This window comes from Mycobacteroides franklinii (genome assembly GCF_001853795.1).
GTDB lineage: Bacteria > Actinomycetota > Actinomycetes > Mycobacteriales > Mycobacteriaceae > Mycobacterium > Mycobacterium franklinii.
The window spans coordinates 94,746-108,691 of record NZ_MLIK01000019.1 but is presented as its reverse complement, the minus strand read 5'-3'; the positions used below and the strand labels follow the sequence as shown (position 1 = coordinate 108,691).

15 protein-coding genes are annotated in these 13,946 nt (G+C 65.2%); 6 read left to right on the top strand and 9 right to left on the bottom strand.

What is annotated here, in order from left to right:
* Positions 1-21 precede the first annotated feature (21 nt).
* The 3 genes from BKG76_RS08365 to BKG76_RS08355 form a co-directional block, all read right to left on the bottom strand.
* A complete protein-coding gene (locus BKG76_RS08365) occupies positions 22-387 on the bottom strand; it encodes an MmpS family transport accessory protein (protein WP_070937251.1) in 366 nt (121 codons plus the stop codon).
* 83 nt (positions 388-470) lie between these two features.
* Positions 471-926: an MmpS family transport accessory protein gene (locus BKG76_RS08360; protein WP_070937250.1), complete on the bottom strand. Its 456-nt coding sequence runs from the start codon at positions 924-926 to the stop codon at positions 471-473.
* A 76-nt stretch (positions 927-1,002) separates the two neighbouring features.
* Positions 1,003-1,686, bottom strand: a complete 684-nt coding sequence (locus BKG76_RS08355; RefSeq protein WP_070939050.1) for a hypothetical protein — start codon at positions 1,684-1,686, stop codon at positions 1,003-1,005.
* A 379-nt stretch (positions 1,687-2,065) separates the two neighbouring features.
* Between BKG76_RS08355 and BKG76_RS08350 the strand changes: the two genes are divergently transcribed.
* The 6 genes from BKG76_RS08350 (at position 2,066) to BKG76_RS08325 (ending at position 7,150) form a co-directional block, all read left to right on the top strand.
* Positions 2,066-2,554 carry a CarD family transcriptional regulator gene (locus BKG76_RS08350; protein WP_070937249.1) on the top strand — a complete coding sequence of 163 codons (489 nt, stop codon included), beginning with the start codon at positions 2,066-2,068 and terminating at the stop codon, positions 2,552-2,554.
* Complete coding sequence (gene ispD, locus BKG76_RS08345) at positions 2,502-3,221, top strand: 2-C-methyl-D-erythritol 4-phosphate cytidylyltransferase (protein WP_083337975.1); 720 nt, start codon at positions 2,502-2,504, stop codon at positions 3,219-3,221. The genes BKG76_RS08350 and ispD overlap by 53 nt, the downstream gene beginning before the upstream one ends.
* Positions 3,218-3,694, top strand: a complete 477-nt coding sequence (gene ispF / locus BKG76_RS08340) for a 2-C-methyl-D-erythritol 2,4-cyclodiphosphate synthase (protein ID WP_070937247.1) — start codon at positions 3,218-3,220, stop codon at positions 3,692-3,694. The genes ispD and ispF overlap by 4 nt, the downstream gene beginning before the upstream one ends.
* An 11-nt stretch (positions 3,695-3,705) precedes the next feature.
* The gene (gene cysS, locus BKG76_RS08335) at positions 3,706-5,118 is read left to right on the top strand and encodes a cysteine--tRNA ligase (RefSeq protein WP_070937246.1); all 1,413 of its coding nucleotides are present in this window, start codon (positions 3,706-3,708) and stop codon (positions 5,116-5,118) included.
* A 2-nt stretch (positions 5,119-5,120) separates the two neighbouring features.
* Complete coding sequence (rlmB, locus tag BKG76_RS08330; protein ID WP_070937245.1) at positions 5,121-6,068, top strand: 23S rRNA (guanosine(2251)-2'-O)-methyltransferase RlmB; 948 nt, start codon at positions 5,121-5,123, stop codon at positions 6,066-6,068.
* 83 nt (positions 6,069-6,151) lie between these two features.
* Positions 6,152-7,150 carry a glycerophosphodiester phosphodiesterase family protein gene (locus BKG76_RS08325; protein WP_070937244.1) on the top strand — a complete coding sequence of 333 codons (999 nt, stop codon included), beginning with the start codon at positions 6,152-6,154 and terminating at the stop codon, positions 7,148-7,150.
* Here the strand turns inward: BKG76_RS08325 and BKG76_RS08320 are convergent.
* The 6 genes from BKG76_RS08320 to kstR all read right to left on the bottom strand — a co-directional run bounded on the left by BKG76_RS08320 (position 7,147) and on the right by kstR (position 13,856).
* Entirely contained in the window at positions 7,147-7,863 is a 717-nt protein-coding gene (locus tag BKG76_RS08320; RefSeq protein WP_070937243.1) for a LamB/YcsF family protein, read from the bottom strand. The two genes, BKG76_RS08325 and BKG76_RS08320, sit on opposite strands and share 4 nt — an antisense overlap.
* Positions 7,864-7,914: 51 nt before the next feature.
* Positions 7,915-8,745 (bottom strand): metal ABC transporter permease, encoded by an 831-nt coding sequence (locus tag BKG76_RS08315; RefSeq protein WP_070937242.1) that lies wholly within the window; start codon positions 8,743-8,745, stop codon positions 7,915-7,917.
* Positions 8,738-9,523, bottom strand: coding sequence for a metal ABC transporter ATP-binding protein (locus tag BKG76_RS08310; protein WP_070937241.1), 786 nt, complete (start codon positions 9,521-9,523; stop codon positions 8,738-8,740). The genes BKG76_RS08315 and BKG76_RS08310 overlap by 8 nt, the downstream gene beginning before the upstream one ends.
* 28 nt (positions 9,524-9,551) lie before the next feature.
* The gene (locus BKG76_RS08305) at positions 9,552-10,430 is read right to left on the bottom strand and encodes a metal ABC transporter solute-binding protein, Zn/Mn family (protein WP_070937240.1); all 879 of its coding nucleotides are present in this window, start codon (positions 10,428-10,430) and stop codon (positions 9,552-9,554) included.
* 156 nt (positions 10,431-10,586) lie between these two features.
* Positions 10,587-13,118 (bottom strand): trehalose-phosphatase, encoded by a 2,532-nt coding sequence (otsB, locus tag BKG76_RS08300; protein WP_070939049.1) that lies wholly within the window; start codon positions 13,116-13,118, stop codon positions 10,587-10,589.
* Positions 13,119-13,178: 60 nt separating this feature from the next.
* On the bottom strand, positions 13,179-13,856 hold the full coding sequence (gene kstR, locus BKG76_RS08295; protein ID WP_070937239.1) for a cholesterol catabolism transcriptional regulator KstR: 678 nt from the start codon (positions 13,854-13,856) through the stop codon (positions 13,179-13,181).
* Positions 13,857-13,946 lie beyond the last annotated feature (90 nt).

The window sequence follows — 13,946 nt, the reverse complement described above, 5'->3', positions numbered from 1 at the left end:
TAGCTGAACCTGACGGGCGCGCTAATCAGGGGGCAGCGGAACGATGCGGTCCTGACAGTTCACGGTCTTCTCGCCGTCGTTGGACAGGACGGTCTGTCCGTCCACCAAAATCCGGCAGTAGATGTGGCCCGAACCCCAGATGGCCGTCACCTGCTTGACGGTGTCCTTGTACGGCCAGGCAACCGTCACCGACCAGGGCAACTTGACGTCATTGAGGGCCTGGGGCGTTCCGGAGTAGTCGCCATAGCTGATGGTGCCGGCGTCAGGGGTCTTGCCGGCCGCCCACACCAGATAGGTCACCTTGGGCGGCGCGGCCTGTGCGGTCCCGGGAAGGAGCAGGCCAAGGACTGCGGTCGCTGCAGTTGCCGCCGCCAACGTTCGCTTCACGGTGTCCTCCCGGTTCAGGCTTTGGGCCGGAAGCTATCACGGTGCCGGTGGGCAAATGGGCCGAATCGTCACACCGCGGGGTGTCACGGATTGCGGCTGCACGGGTCGCCATCCACTTGGTCCCGCGTGCCGACCTTGGTACCGGAATTGCCGCGCAGGCAGTGCTGGCGTGGCAGGCCGTCGGTGGCGTAGCTGCAGGTGGCCAGCTCCACACGGTCGTTCTCGTCGACCACCTGTCCGTCGATGAGGATCTGGCAGAAGATGCGCGGGCCGTCTCCGGTGTTGTAGCCGGTGACGTTGATGAGCGGGTGCTTGCTGTCATCGGTCCAGGTGATGTCCTTGCCCCACGGCAGCTGTGGGTTGATCGCGCCCTGGCGGGCGCCGTTGGCGTCGTTGTAGCCGAGGGTTGCCGCGACCAGGGGGCCGTACTCCGCCCAGACTCGGTACGTCACGGTGCGAGGTGTCGCGTGGGCGATCGGCGCGCTGAGTGCCGTGCCGATCATGGCCACAGCCGCCGCGCAGGTGAAGAGCCGTTTCATGGGCGCAAGCTAGCACGAAAAAAGCGAGGGCCCGGGACGGCAGATCGCCGTTCCGGGCCCTCGCGACGCGACTGTGTTAGTGCTCGCCGCCCTCGTGGCCGCCACCGCTGATGGTGTGCTGGCGGGGCGCGCTGGGACCGGCGTCGATGGGTACCGCGACGGTGACCTCGCCGGCCTTCTCGAACGTGAAGGTGAACCGGTAGGTCAGGCCATCGGCCAGATCCTTCGTCAGCGCAAGCTGTGCCTTGCCGTGCGTGATCGTCGAGTCAGAAGAGGCCTGCGGCTTGGCTTCTGGCGCCTTGGTCTCGGGGACCGCGGTCTCCGTGCTGCCTGCTTCCGGAGCGGTGGCCTCGGGCGCCTTGGCCTCGGCCGGCGGCTGCTGCCCCTCGGCGGAGCCGACGAACAGGCGTCCGGTCGCGGGGATGTCGCTGTCTCCGCTCAGCGTCACCTTGCCGACGTCGTCCGGCGAGGTGATCGAGGTGAGCCTGTCGCTGACATCCGCGGATTCATTCGCGATGACCAGAACCAGCTCCGCCTTCTGCCCGGCGCGCTGCTTGACCGGGTCCGAGTTCCCGACGAGGTGAATGTTGCGCAGCGCCAGCTTGCCGAGGTTGGCGCTGCCGCCATTGATCGCCGACGACTGGTTCGCGGTCTGCGAGATCTGTCCGGCACCGCAGCCTGCTAGGGCAGCGGCGAGAACAGTGGCGCCGAGAAGTGTCGTCACGCGAGCGGTGCTGCGCTGGGACCGAGTGCGAAACACAGGCATCTCCCTGATTCGAAAGCGGCTCCGGACGGGTCCGAATCCACCTGCGGCGGATATGTCCTATAGACAGTAGTAGGTCCCTCGCCTGGACTAAAACTGTGGGGCACTCGGGGTAGTCCGGCCGCGCGAAGAGCGTTCAGATCCGGCCGCGCCCGGTGTCCCAGTCTGTGGTCGGAGAACCGATGTGATCTGGATTACCGCTCGTGGGGGCTGGTTTATGGGCGCGCGAGCAGGGGCCGGGAGGGTTGCCGGATGCACGAAAAAGTCACCCTGTCAACCCCGGGGGTTCATCTGCAATGCCCCTGACCTGCACCGTTGGTGGGCACGCCGAGATACGCCGTGTTAGAATTGGGTATCGAAAGGGGCACGAAACAAGATGATATTTAAGGTCGGAGACACCGTTGTGTATCCACACCACGGTGCAGCGCTGATTGAAGCGATCGAGACCCGAACCATCAAAGGCGAGCAGAAAGAGTATCTCGTCCTGAAGGTAGCCCAGGGCGATTTGACTGTTCGCGTGCCTGCTGAGAATGCCGAATATGTCGGTGTCCGTGACGTGGTGGGCCGCGAAGGTCTGGACACGGTCTTTCAGGTGCTGCGTGCACCGCACACCGAAGAGCCCACCAACTGGTCCCGTCGATTCAAGGCGAACCAGGAGAAGCTGGCTTCCGGTGACGTGAAGAAGGTCGCCGAGGTCGTGCGTGACCTGTGGCGTCGTGAGCAGGAGCGTGGCCTGTCCGCAGGCGAGAAGCGGATGCTGGCCAAGGCTCGTCAGATCCTGGTTGGTGAGCTGGCGCTTGCCGAGAACACCAATGCCGCCAGGGCCGACATCATTCTCGACGAGGTGCTCGCAGCTGCCTCGTAGGACGGCGGCGATAGTCCCGGCCGCCGGTCTCGGTGTGCGGCTGGGTGCAGATATTCCGAAAGCCTTCGTCACCGTCGGCGGCCGGACAATGCTCGAACATTGCGTCGACGGTCTGCTGTCCTCGGGGGCCGTCGACGAGGTGATAGTTGTAGTCGGCGCCGATCAGCGTGATAAGGCCGCAGCTCTCGTCGGCCCGACGGTAAAGATTGTGCAAGGCGGTGCCGAGCGCACCGATTCGGTACGAGCCGGTCTGGCTGCCGTGGATGCGGCCGACTGGATTCTGGTTCATGATGCAGCGCGTCCGTTGACCCCTCCGGACATGATCGCCCGCATCGTTGCAGAACTGCGTGAAGGCCGCGGCGCGGTCATCCCGGCGATCGCGGTTACCGACACCATCAAATCCATCGATACGCACGGCGACGTGAGCGGCACCCCGGACCGGGCCAGCCTGCGGGCTGTGCAGACTCCCCAGGGATTCGCGGCCGACGTGCTCAGGCGCGCCTATGCGGCCGCCGGAGACATCGCGACCGACGATGCCGCGCTAGTGGAGAAAATCGGCGAGCGCGTTCATGTGGTGGAGGGTGATCGGCTGGCCTTCAAGATCACCACGGCGCTGGACGTGACATTGGCCGAGGCGATTCTGAATAGGGAGGGGCATCCGCGATGAGCGCATTGCCGCGGGTCGGCATCGGCACCGATGTGCACCCGATTGAGGAAGGCAAGCCCTGCTGGTTGCTGGGGCTGCTGTTTCCTGACGACAACGGATGTGAAGGGCACTCGGATGGGGATGTCGCCGCGCATGCCCTCTGTGATGCCCTGCTTTCGGCGGCCGGCCTGGGCGATGTGGGGGCGGTGTTCGGCACGGGCCGTCCCGAGTGGACGGGCGTCAGTGGCGCGAAGATGCTGACCCACGTGCGGGAGCTACTGCACAACAATGGTTTCCAGATCGGCAATGCCGCGGTGCAGGTCATCGGGAATCGGCCGAAGGTCGGTCCGCGCCGGGCCGAGGCCCAGCAGCTGCTGTCGGGCCTTGTTGGGGCGCCGGTGTCGGTGTCGGCGACCACGACCGACGGCTTGGGCCTGACCGGCCGCGGCGAAGGGTTGGCCGCGGTGGCAACGGCGCTCGTCACAGCGCTGTAAGCTCGCTGGTCGTGACCGGTCACGCTCCGCTTCGGCTGTACGACACCCGTGTGGGTGCCGTGCGTGACTTCGTGCCGCTACAGCCGGGGTCCGTCTCCATCTATCTGTGCGGGGCTACGGTGCAGGGTCTGCCCCATATCGGGCATGTGCGCAGTGGTGTGGCCTTCGATGTGCTGCGCCGCTGGCTCAGCGCCCGCGCCTATGACGTCTTGTTCGTCCGGAACGTCACCGATATCGACGACAAGATCCTCAACAAGGCGGCCGACGCCGGCCGGCCGTGGTGGGAGTGGGCATCGACGTATGAGCGTGCCTTCGATGAGGCCTACGACGCTCTCGGAGTGCTACCGCCGTCGGTTTCCCCCCGCGCGACCGGGCACATCACCCAGATGGTCGAGCTAATCGATCGGCTGATCGATTCCGGGCATGCCTACGCCAGCGGCGGCGACGTCTACTTCGATGTGCTGAGCTACCCCGAGTACGGGCAACTGTCCGGGCACAAGATCGACGATGTCCACCAGGGCGAGGGTGTGGCCACCGGAAAGCGCGATCCGCGCGACTTCACGCTGTGGAAGGGTGCCAAGCCCGGTGAGCCGTCGTGGCCCACTCCGTGGGGACCGGGCCGCCCGGGGTGGCATCTGGAATGCTCCGCCATGGCTCGCACCTATCTCGGGTCCAGTTTCGATATCCACTGCGGTGGAATGGATTTGGTTTTCCCGCACCATGAGAACGAAATTGCGCAGAGCTGTGCCGCCGGTGACGGGTTCGCCCGCTACTGGATGCACAACGGCTGGGTCACCATGGGCGGCGAGAAGATGAGCAAGTCGCTGGGCAACGTGCTTTCCATTCCCGCTGTGCTGCAACGTGTCCGGGCTGTCGAGCTGCGCTACTACCTGGGCAGCGCGCACTACCGTTCGATGCTCGAATACTCCGAGACGGCACTGGCCGATGCGGTGAAGGCCTACTGCGGTATCGAAGACTTCCTGCACCGGGTGCGGGTCCGGGTGGGCGAGGTGCCAGTGGGTACCTGGACGCCAGGATTCGCCGCGGCGTTGGACGACGACCTGTCGGTGCCGATCGCGCTTGCCGAGGTGCATTCCACCCGCGCCGACGGAAACCGGGCGTTGGATGCCGGCGACCACGAGGGTGCGTTATCCGCGGCGGCCAGTATTCGCGCCATGATGGCCATTCTCGGGTGCGACCCACTCAATGAGCGTTGGGAGACGCGCGATGAGACGTCCGCCGCGCTGAACGCTGTGGACGTGTTGGTGACAGCGGAGCTGCAGCGACGCGAAACGGCACGGACAGAAAAGAATTGGGCACTGGCCGATGAGATCAGAGACCGGCTCAAGCGGGCGGGTTTGGAGATCACCGACACCGCCGATGGCCCACAATGGACCCTTATCAGTAGCGACGAAGAGCAGTAGCAATGGCAGGTAATTCTCAGCGCCGAGGCGCTATACGTAAGCCCGGTACCAAGAAGGGTCCCACCGTCGGTTCCGGCGGCGTGCGCCGGCGTGGCCTGGAGGGCAAGGGGGCCACGCCTCCGGCGGAGCAGCGGACCAAGCACCCCGCAGCCAAACGTGCTGCCGTCCAACGGAAAGTCGCGGACGCCAAGCAGCGCCGGATCAAGCAGGGCGACGAGTCCGAGATGGTGTTGGGCCGCAACCCGGTGCTGGAATGCCTGCGCACCGGTGTGCCGGCGACCGCACTGTATGTCGCCGTCGGCGCCGATAACGACGAACGGCTGACCGAGTCGGTGGCTCTTGCCGCCGATGCCGGGATCGCGATCCTGGAGGTGCCGCGCCCCGATCTGGATCGCATGAGCACCAACGGATTGCATCAGGGCCTCGCGTTGCAGGTCCCACCGTACAAGTACGCGCATCCCGATGACCTGCTGGCCCGCGCCCGCGCGGAAGCGCAGCCCGCGCTTCTGGTGGCGCTGGACAACATCTCGGATCCGCGCAATCTGGGTGCGATCGTGCGTTCCGTGGCCGCCTTCGGCGGGCATGGCGTCGTCATTCCGCAGCGTCGTAGTGCATCGGTGACCGCCGTGGCCTGGCGTACCAGTGCGGGTGCGGCAGCACGTCTTCCAGTGGCCCGCGCCACGAATCTGACGCGCACGCTGAAGGATTGGCAGGACAAGGGGATAACCATCGTCGGGCTTGACGCCGGCGGCGACACCGAGCTCGACGATCTCGATGGTGTCGGCGATATCGCGGTTGTCGTCGGGTCGGAGGGCAAGGGACTCTCGCAGCTGGTCCGCAAGACCTGCGATGCGGTGGTCTCGATCCCGATGGCCGGCCCCGTTGAATCGTTGAATGCCTCGGTGGCAGCGGGTGTGGTGCTCGCGGAGATCGCCCGCCAGCGCCGCTGAGCGGCTTGTGCCGAGATGACATTCACGCAGGTGTCTCTCACGTGTCACCCGCATAGACGTCATCTCGGGCACAATGTGCAGCCATGAAGCGCATAGCTACCGTTCTTGCGGTCGCCCTGGCCTTGGCATCGTGCGGCAACAAGGAGACGACATCCTTCGACCTGCAGGCACACCGGGGCGGGCGCGGGGAGACCACCGAAGAATCGTTGCGTGCCTTCACCAAAGCCATTGAGCTCGGGGTGAGCACTCTCGAACTCGATATCGTCATCTCCAAAGACCGCAAGCCCATGGTCTGGCACGACCCGGTGATCGATGCCGCGAAATGCGCCGACACGGGCCCGGTGACGCCCGGCGATCCGCAATTCCCCTATGTCGGAAAACTGGTCAAGGACCTGACCTCCGAGCAGCTACACACCCTGGACTGCGGCAAGCTGCTCAAGGACTTTCCTCAGGCGGAGGTGGTCAAGAATGACAAGATCGCCTTGCTATCAGATGTTTTCGCGCTGGCCGACTCGTATCATGCCGACGTGCGGTACAACGTCGAGACCAAGGTGGAGGCCGCCGAACCTCAGAAGTCCGCGGCACCGCAGGTGTTCGTGGACGTCATCCTCGACACCGTTCGTGCGGCGGGCAAGCTCGACAAGGTCGAGATTCAGAGCTTCGACTGGAGCACGCTGCCGATGACCAAGCGGGCCGAACCGGGTCTCCCGCTGGTCGCGCTGTGGGATGAAACCACCTGGTACCCAGGGTCTCCGTGGTTGGGCGGGGTGGACCCGGCCGTGGTGAAGGATCCGATTGACGGAGCCAAGCAGATAGGTGCCACCATCTTGTCGCCCGGATACACCGTGCCCTATGGCGGCAAAGTCGGTGATCCTGGTTTCACGTTGGTCGCCGACAAGAAGTTCGTCGACAAGGCGCACGGTTTGGGGCTCAAGGTCATCCCCTGGACCATCAACGACGCCGAGACCATGAAGGCGCAGATTGACGCCGGTGCGGACGGGATAATCAGCGATTACCCAACTATGCTGCGGAAAGTCATGGCAGAGAGGGGTTTACCGTTGCCACCGGCGTATCACCGCTAGACGAACGGTGCCAGCTCGATGTCGTTGGCGGTCAATGCCGAGCGAACAGCCTGGGCAATCGTGACCGCACCCGGTGAATCACCGTGCACGCATATCGACTCGGCGGTGCGGCTGAGGGCGGGAATGCGCGCCGCCACCTCAGCGGGATCGTGCAACACCGCGCCGGGTTCGCTGCGCGGCACCAGGGTGCCGTCGTCGCGGTAGGCACGGTCGGCGAACGCTTCGGTGACCACCCGTAGCCCCAATTCGCGTGCACGGTCGCCGAATACACCGTGCGGCAGGGTCAGTACGGGGAAATCGGCATTCAGATCTCGCACCGCACGCGCCACCGCATCTGCCTGTGCTTCGTGATGGATGATCGTGTTATAGAGCGCACCATGCGGTTTCACATAGGTCACCGACGATCCGACGGTGCGGGCCAGCGCGTCGAGCGCGCCGATCTGGTACACCACGTCGGCGTACAGGTCGTCGGGGGAGATGTCGATGAACCGTCGGCCGAATCCGGCGAGATCGCGATAACCCACCTGCGCACCGATGCGGATACCGCGGGTAGCGGCGGCCTGGCAGGTGCGGCGTAACGTCGCGGGATCGCCCGCATGGAAACCGCAGGCAAGGTTGGCGCTGGTGACCACATCCAGCATGGCCTCGTCATCGCCCAGGCGCCAGGCACCGAAACCCTCACCCAGGTCGGCATTCAGGTCGACGCGTGTCACCGGAGCCGTCGTTCTTCCCGCGAGGCCGCTCACCAGGTGAGCGTAACGCCCCTATGCGTGTCGGTACCGCCCGATGACGCGGCACAGCAGATAGATCGCGACGGCGATCATGGTGACGAAGACGGAGATGGGCACTCCGGGCGCCAACGACAGCACGATGCCGCCGATGGCGGCGATCTCCGCGAAGACGATCGACAGTCCGATGGCCCGTGCGGGTGAGGAGGTGATGCGAGCGGCAGCGGCGGCGGGTGTGATGAGCAGTGACATCACCAGCAGGGCGCCGACGATCTGCACACCCTGGGCCGCGGTGAGACCGACGAGGGCGGCGAACACAATTCCCAACGTACGCACCGGGACCCCACGAGCCTCGGCCACATCCGGATCGACGGTGGCGAACAGCATGGGTCGATAGGTGACGGCCAGTACCGCTCCGACGATGATGCTCACCACGACCAGCATGAGCAGTCCGCTGTATCCGACGCCGACGATCTGTCCGGTGAGGAGGGCGAAGTTGGTGCCGGTGCGCCCCGGATAGAGGTGGATGAACAGCACTGCCAGTCCCAGCCCGAAGGCCATGACCACCCCGATCGATGAATCACGATCCTTGGTTCGCTGCCCGAGGACACCGAAAAGTATTGCCGCGACCACGCTCCCGAGTAGCGCTCCGGTCCCCACATTGGCGCCGGCCAGCAGCGCGGCAGCGGCGCCCGTGAGCGACAGCTCGCTGGAGCCGTGGACGGCGAAGGACATCTGTCGCATCACCACGAACGGACCGACGAGGCCGGCCAGCAGTCCGAGCAGTGCCGCCGCGAGGATCGCCTGCTGCACGAAGTCGCGCGCCAGGAGATCAGCGGTGAGGGAGAGATCGAAGAAGTTATTCATGGGCGTGCTCAGCACACTCCTCGGTGATCTGCCGGTCTTCGCCCACTACCACGTATTGTCCACGCACCTTCACTACGTCAATCTGGGCGCGGTACAGCTCCGACAAGGTCTCGGTCGTCATCACCTCGTCGACGGTGCCGATCTGGAAGCGCCCATCCACCAGGTACAGGATTCGGTCCACATACGGCAGGATCGGGTTGATCTCATGTGTCACGAATAGCACGGCCGTGTGCGCACTGCGCCGGCGTTTGTCGATCAGGGCGCAAATCTGTTGCGCGCTTGCCGGATCCAAGTTCAGCAGCGGCTCGTCGCAGAGTAGGAGCGCGGGATCGCCCGCCAGTGCCTGTGCGATGCGCACCCGCTGGAGCTCGCCGCCCGACAAGGACGAGACGGCTTTGGTTGCCAAATGGCTCGCGTCCACCTGATCCAGCGCGAGGTCGATCGCGGCACGATGGCGCGCTCGACGGGCGGGGTTGAAGGCGGTCAAACCCCAACGATGGCCGTCGATCCCGAGCCCCACCAGATCCTCCGCGCGCAGGATCAGCGCGTTGTCCGCGAGTCGGTGCTGAGGTACGTATCCGAGGTCATCGGTGACGTTCATGGTTCCCTGGGTCAGTGGCACCTGCCCCAGCAGCAGGCGCAGCAGGGAGGTCTTTCCGGAACCGTTGGGCCCCAGTACCGCGATGAACTCGCCGGGTTCGACAGTCAGATCCAGATCCTGCCAAAGGGTGCGTCCACCGCGATCCAGTGATGCGTTGCGCAGTGTGGCGGCACTCATGCGGCCATTATCCGACAGTGGTCCGCGCTCATCCCAGCGCCGCGGCGAGTTGCTCGGTGGTGCGTCGCTGCCAGGTGATGTAGTCGGTGCCGTCGGGCAGGGTTTCGGTCACCGTCACGACCGGAACCCCGTGGGATTCGGCGGATTGCTTGAGCTGATTGGTCACCGATCCGGCTGTTTGGGGGTTGAACAGCAGCGCCGCAACCTGTTTGGTGCTGATCAGGTCCAGCGCGGTGGCAACGTCCTTGGGAGAGGGATCCGAGCCCTGCTCGGCCGCCTCGGCGAAGTCATGTGGTGTGCGGTCCACCAGTCCGCAATGGGAGACCAGGTGGCTGGCCACCGGCTCGGTCGCCAGGATTGCCTTGCCCCGGTCTTTGTCGGCGACATTGTCTTGCAGACTTGCGATGGAATCCAGCTGTTGCCCAAACGTTTTGGCGTTTGCGTGATATGAGTCGGCATTGTTCGGGTCGGCCTGGGCGAGATCGTCCGCGACGTGGTTGGCCACTTGCTGGGCGGTTCGCAGGCTGTAGAACACATGCTCATTCTTGTCGGTGGAGTCCGCGGGGAGAAGCTGGTAGGCGTTGACCCGGGCCTGGCCATCCTTGAGCAGTTTGTCGATGAACGGGTCGTATCCGTCGCCGTTGTACACCACCAAGGTGGCGTCCTGGACCTGCGCTGCTGCCGCCGGGGTCACCTCGAACGAGTGGGGGTCGGTGTTGGCGCCGCTGACCAATGCGCTCACTTTGGCGTGGTCACCGGCGACAGCCTGGGCGACCGAGGCCCAGGCGTCGGTCGAGGCCACCACCTTGGGCTCACCGGTCGGCTCGTGAGATTGGCCGCAGCCGACGAGGACGAGCGTTCCGGCGGTGGCGACCGCCACTGACAATCCAGCCACACGAGCGAACATCGCAGACCTCCAGCCTTCCAGTAATGAAAACGGTTTTCATTATGGCGGATGGAGTGCTTGCTGTGCAAAGCCTGGCAGCGTGGCTGAGGTCGGTGGCGACGCGCAGCACTGCGAGCAGCACGGATCGTGCGGTGAATCGCCCCGTGAACGGGTGAGTCAGGACAGCAGCGCGGCGCACCGCAGCAGGCCGATATGGCTGTACGCCTGCGGGTGATTACCCAGTGAGCGTTCGGCCACCGGGTCGTACTCCTCGGACAGCAGACCGGTGGGGCCGGTGGCCTTGACCAGCTGGTCGAACAGCAGCTCGGCCTGTGACCTCGCGCCGATGAGCAGATACGCCTCGACCAGCCAGGCCGCGCACAGATGGAACCCGCCCTCGCCCCCGGGCAGGCCGTCATCGCGGTGGTATCGGTAAACGGTTGCACCACTGCGTAGTTCGGCCTCGGTGGCGATCACCGTCGCGGTGAATCGGGGATCGGTGGGGGCGATCAGTCCGGACAGGCCGATGTACAGGGAGGCGGCATCCAGATCGGTGCCGTCATAGGCGGCTGTGTAGGAGTTGACGGAGTCGTTCCACCCCTTCTCCACTACCTCGGCCGCGATCTCCTCGCGCAACGCGGCCCACGATGCCGGGGCCGCACGCTGGAATTCCTCGGCCAATTTCACCGCGCGGTCCACCGTCACCCAGCACATCACCTTGGAGTAGACGTGATGACGCGGATTGCCGCGGATCTCCCAGATGCCGTGGTCGGGTTCATACCACCGGCGTTCGACGGCAAGAACCATGTCGGACACCAGATTCCAGTCGGCATCGGTCAGCGGATCGGCATGCCCGAGGCGCTTGCGTGCGTGGGTCAGATCATGGATCAGCTCCACGACCGGGCCGAAGACATCCAGCTGTACTTGCGAATTGGCGGCGTTGCCGACGCGGACCGGCCGCGAGCCCGCATACCCGGGCAGCGAGTCGATCACTGCCTCGGGTGGCAGCACGGTGCCGGCCAGCGTGTACAGCGGGTGCAGGCGATCGGGTCCGGGCAGATGCTCCAGCACCCGGTGCAGCCAGCCCAGTAGTCCCTCTGCCTCACTCAGCGATCCGAGTGCCACCAGCGCCGAAGCGGTCATCGACGCATCGCGCAGCCAGCAGTACCGGTAGTCCCAGTTGCGAATGCCGCCAATGTCTTCCGGGAGCGATGTGGTGGCCGCGGCCATGATCGCGCCCGACTCGGCATGCACCAGGCCGCGCAATGTCAGCGCCGAGCGCTTCATCAGGCCGGGTTTACGTTCGGGCAGCGTCAGGGTCTGGGCCCAGTCACGCCAGTACGATTCGGCACGTTCCCGCAGCTCGGGTTCCGGGATTGAGTTCTCGTCGAGATCCTCGGTACCGCAGCGCAGTTCGAGAACCACTGGGCCATTGGCCGGGCTGATGGTGGCGGTGGCGGTCTGATCGTCGGCCCCGATTGTCCAGGTGACGCCGGGTGCGCGCAGCACGATCGGATCGTTGGTGCCCAACACGCGCAGACCGTCCCCCTCGGCGACCAGTTGCACGGGAGCCTGGCCGAACTCGGGGCGTGGAGCGAAGGTCACCACCGCATCGGCTTCTCCGGTGACCACCCGAATCAGGTCGGTGCGTCCCGGAATCTCGTCGTGAGCGAGGTAGTCGGTTACTTGCAGGCTGGCCCAACGTGTTTCGACAGTCATCGTGCTGTCGAGATATTTCTGGCCCAGCGGTAGCGCGGAACGCGCGGGGCCGATCGTGAAGTGCCCGGCCTCATCCCCGCCGAGGAGATGGGCGAAGACCGCCGCGGAGTCGGGTTCGGGGTGACACATCCAGGTGACGCCACCGGTCGGCGTCACCAGCGCAATGGTGCGCGAATTGGCGAGCATGGTGAGACGTTCGATGGGTGTGGCGTGTCCACCGAGTAGCCAGGTGCGGCGCTCCTCGAGCAGGAAAGCCAGTGCGGTGCCTACCGATTCGGTGTCCGGGATGCGATATCCGGCGAGTGTTTCGCCGTCGCCCACCTTGACCCCCAGGTCGGGCCCGTGTAATCGCTTGAAGACCTTTTCGTCGGTGACATCGTCGCCGAAGAACACCGCGGCCGTGGCGCCCTCCTGGTGGCGCAGGATGTCAAGGGCCTGGCCCTTGTCGGTGGGTATGACGGCGAACTCGAGGACCTTCTTGCCCTCGGTGACCTGCGCGCCCCAGCCGTTCGCCACCGCGAGTGCCTGACTCAGCGCGGCATCGGCGTCCTCCTCCGAGGCATTACGCACGTGCAGCGCGACGCTCGCCGGTTTCAGTTCGATGGCCACGCCGGCGTACTCGGCGGCGATGGCCGACAGCTTGTTGGTGATGGTCTTCAACAGCGCCTTGGCGTCTCCGTCGATGGCGTGCACAAATCCGGCGTCGAACTCCGAGCCGTGACTTCCGACCAGATGTACCTCGGAGGGCAGCCGCGACAGGGTCGCCAGATCACGCAACGCGCGTCCGGAGATCAGTGCGGAGGTTGTCGACGGCAGTCCTGCCAAAGCCCGCAGTGCGGTGGTCGATTCGGGATGCGGTCGTGCATCGTCGGGATTGTTGACCAGCGGGGCGATCGTTCCGTCATAGTCGGAAGCCACCAGCAGTCGGGGCGTACGGGCAACCTCGGAAAGAGCCCGACGCAGTTCCACAGGCAGATCTTGGGCACTCACCACGGGTCCCGAGTCTACGTCCGCTACCTGCTCGAGGCAGGTCAGGCCAAGCGTCGCAGGTTAGGTAATACCGAGCAGCAATCGGACCGTGCGATCGAGCCGGTGGCTCACATCGGTTGCCGAGGCTCGCCGCGTCAACCAGGCAATCATGTTGGAGGTCCAGACGTCCGAGATGACGCGGGCAATGTGGAACTGGGCATCGGACGGGTCGTCATCGCCGGCCATCGCTCGCGCGAAGATGCCGTCCATCAACCGGCCCACGTGATCAACCTCACCGGCGGCAGAAGCGTCGGCGAAGACCAGCGCGCGTGTCATCGCCTCGGTGAGCAGTGGATTGCGTTGCATATTGCGGTTCAGTCGGGTGATCGCAGTGTGCAGTCGTTCGTACGCGGTGCCGCCGCTGACGGTGTTGCGATCCGATTTGGCGTCGATCTGCTCGAACTCGCGTTCCAGGGCCGACACCAGCAGGTGCACCTTGGATGGGAAGTACCGATAGAGGGTGCCGACGGCGACATCGGCGCGTTCGGCGACGGTGCGCATCTGCACCGCCTCGTAGCCGCCCTTGGAGGCGATGGCCAAGGTGGCGTCCAGGATGCGCTTGCGGCGCTCACGCTGCGCGGTAGACCCGAGATCGTCGTCAGACAGAGCTGAGACTGCGGCGCTCTGGTTTGTCGCGTCGGTGTCGCCGCTGTCCGACGGCGCGGTTTCCGTTCCGCTGGATGTCCGGGGCGTTGCCATTGCGTCTGTACTCCCTGCCTTCAATCTCGCGTGTGCACGCGGTGGTTTCAGCGCACGACTATACGGATGCCTGTCGTGCGAATCAGGTCT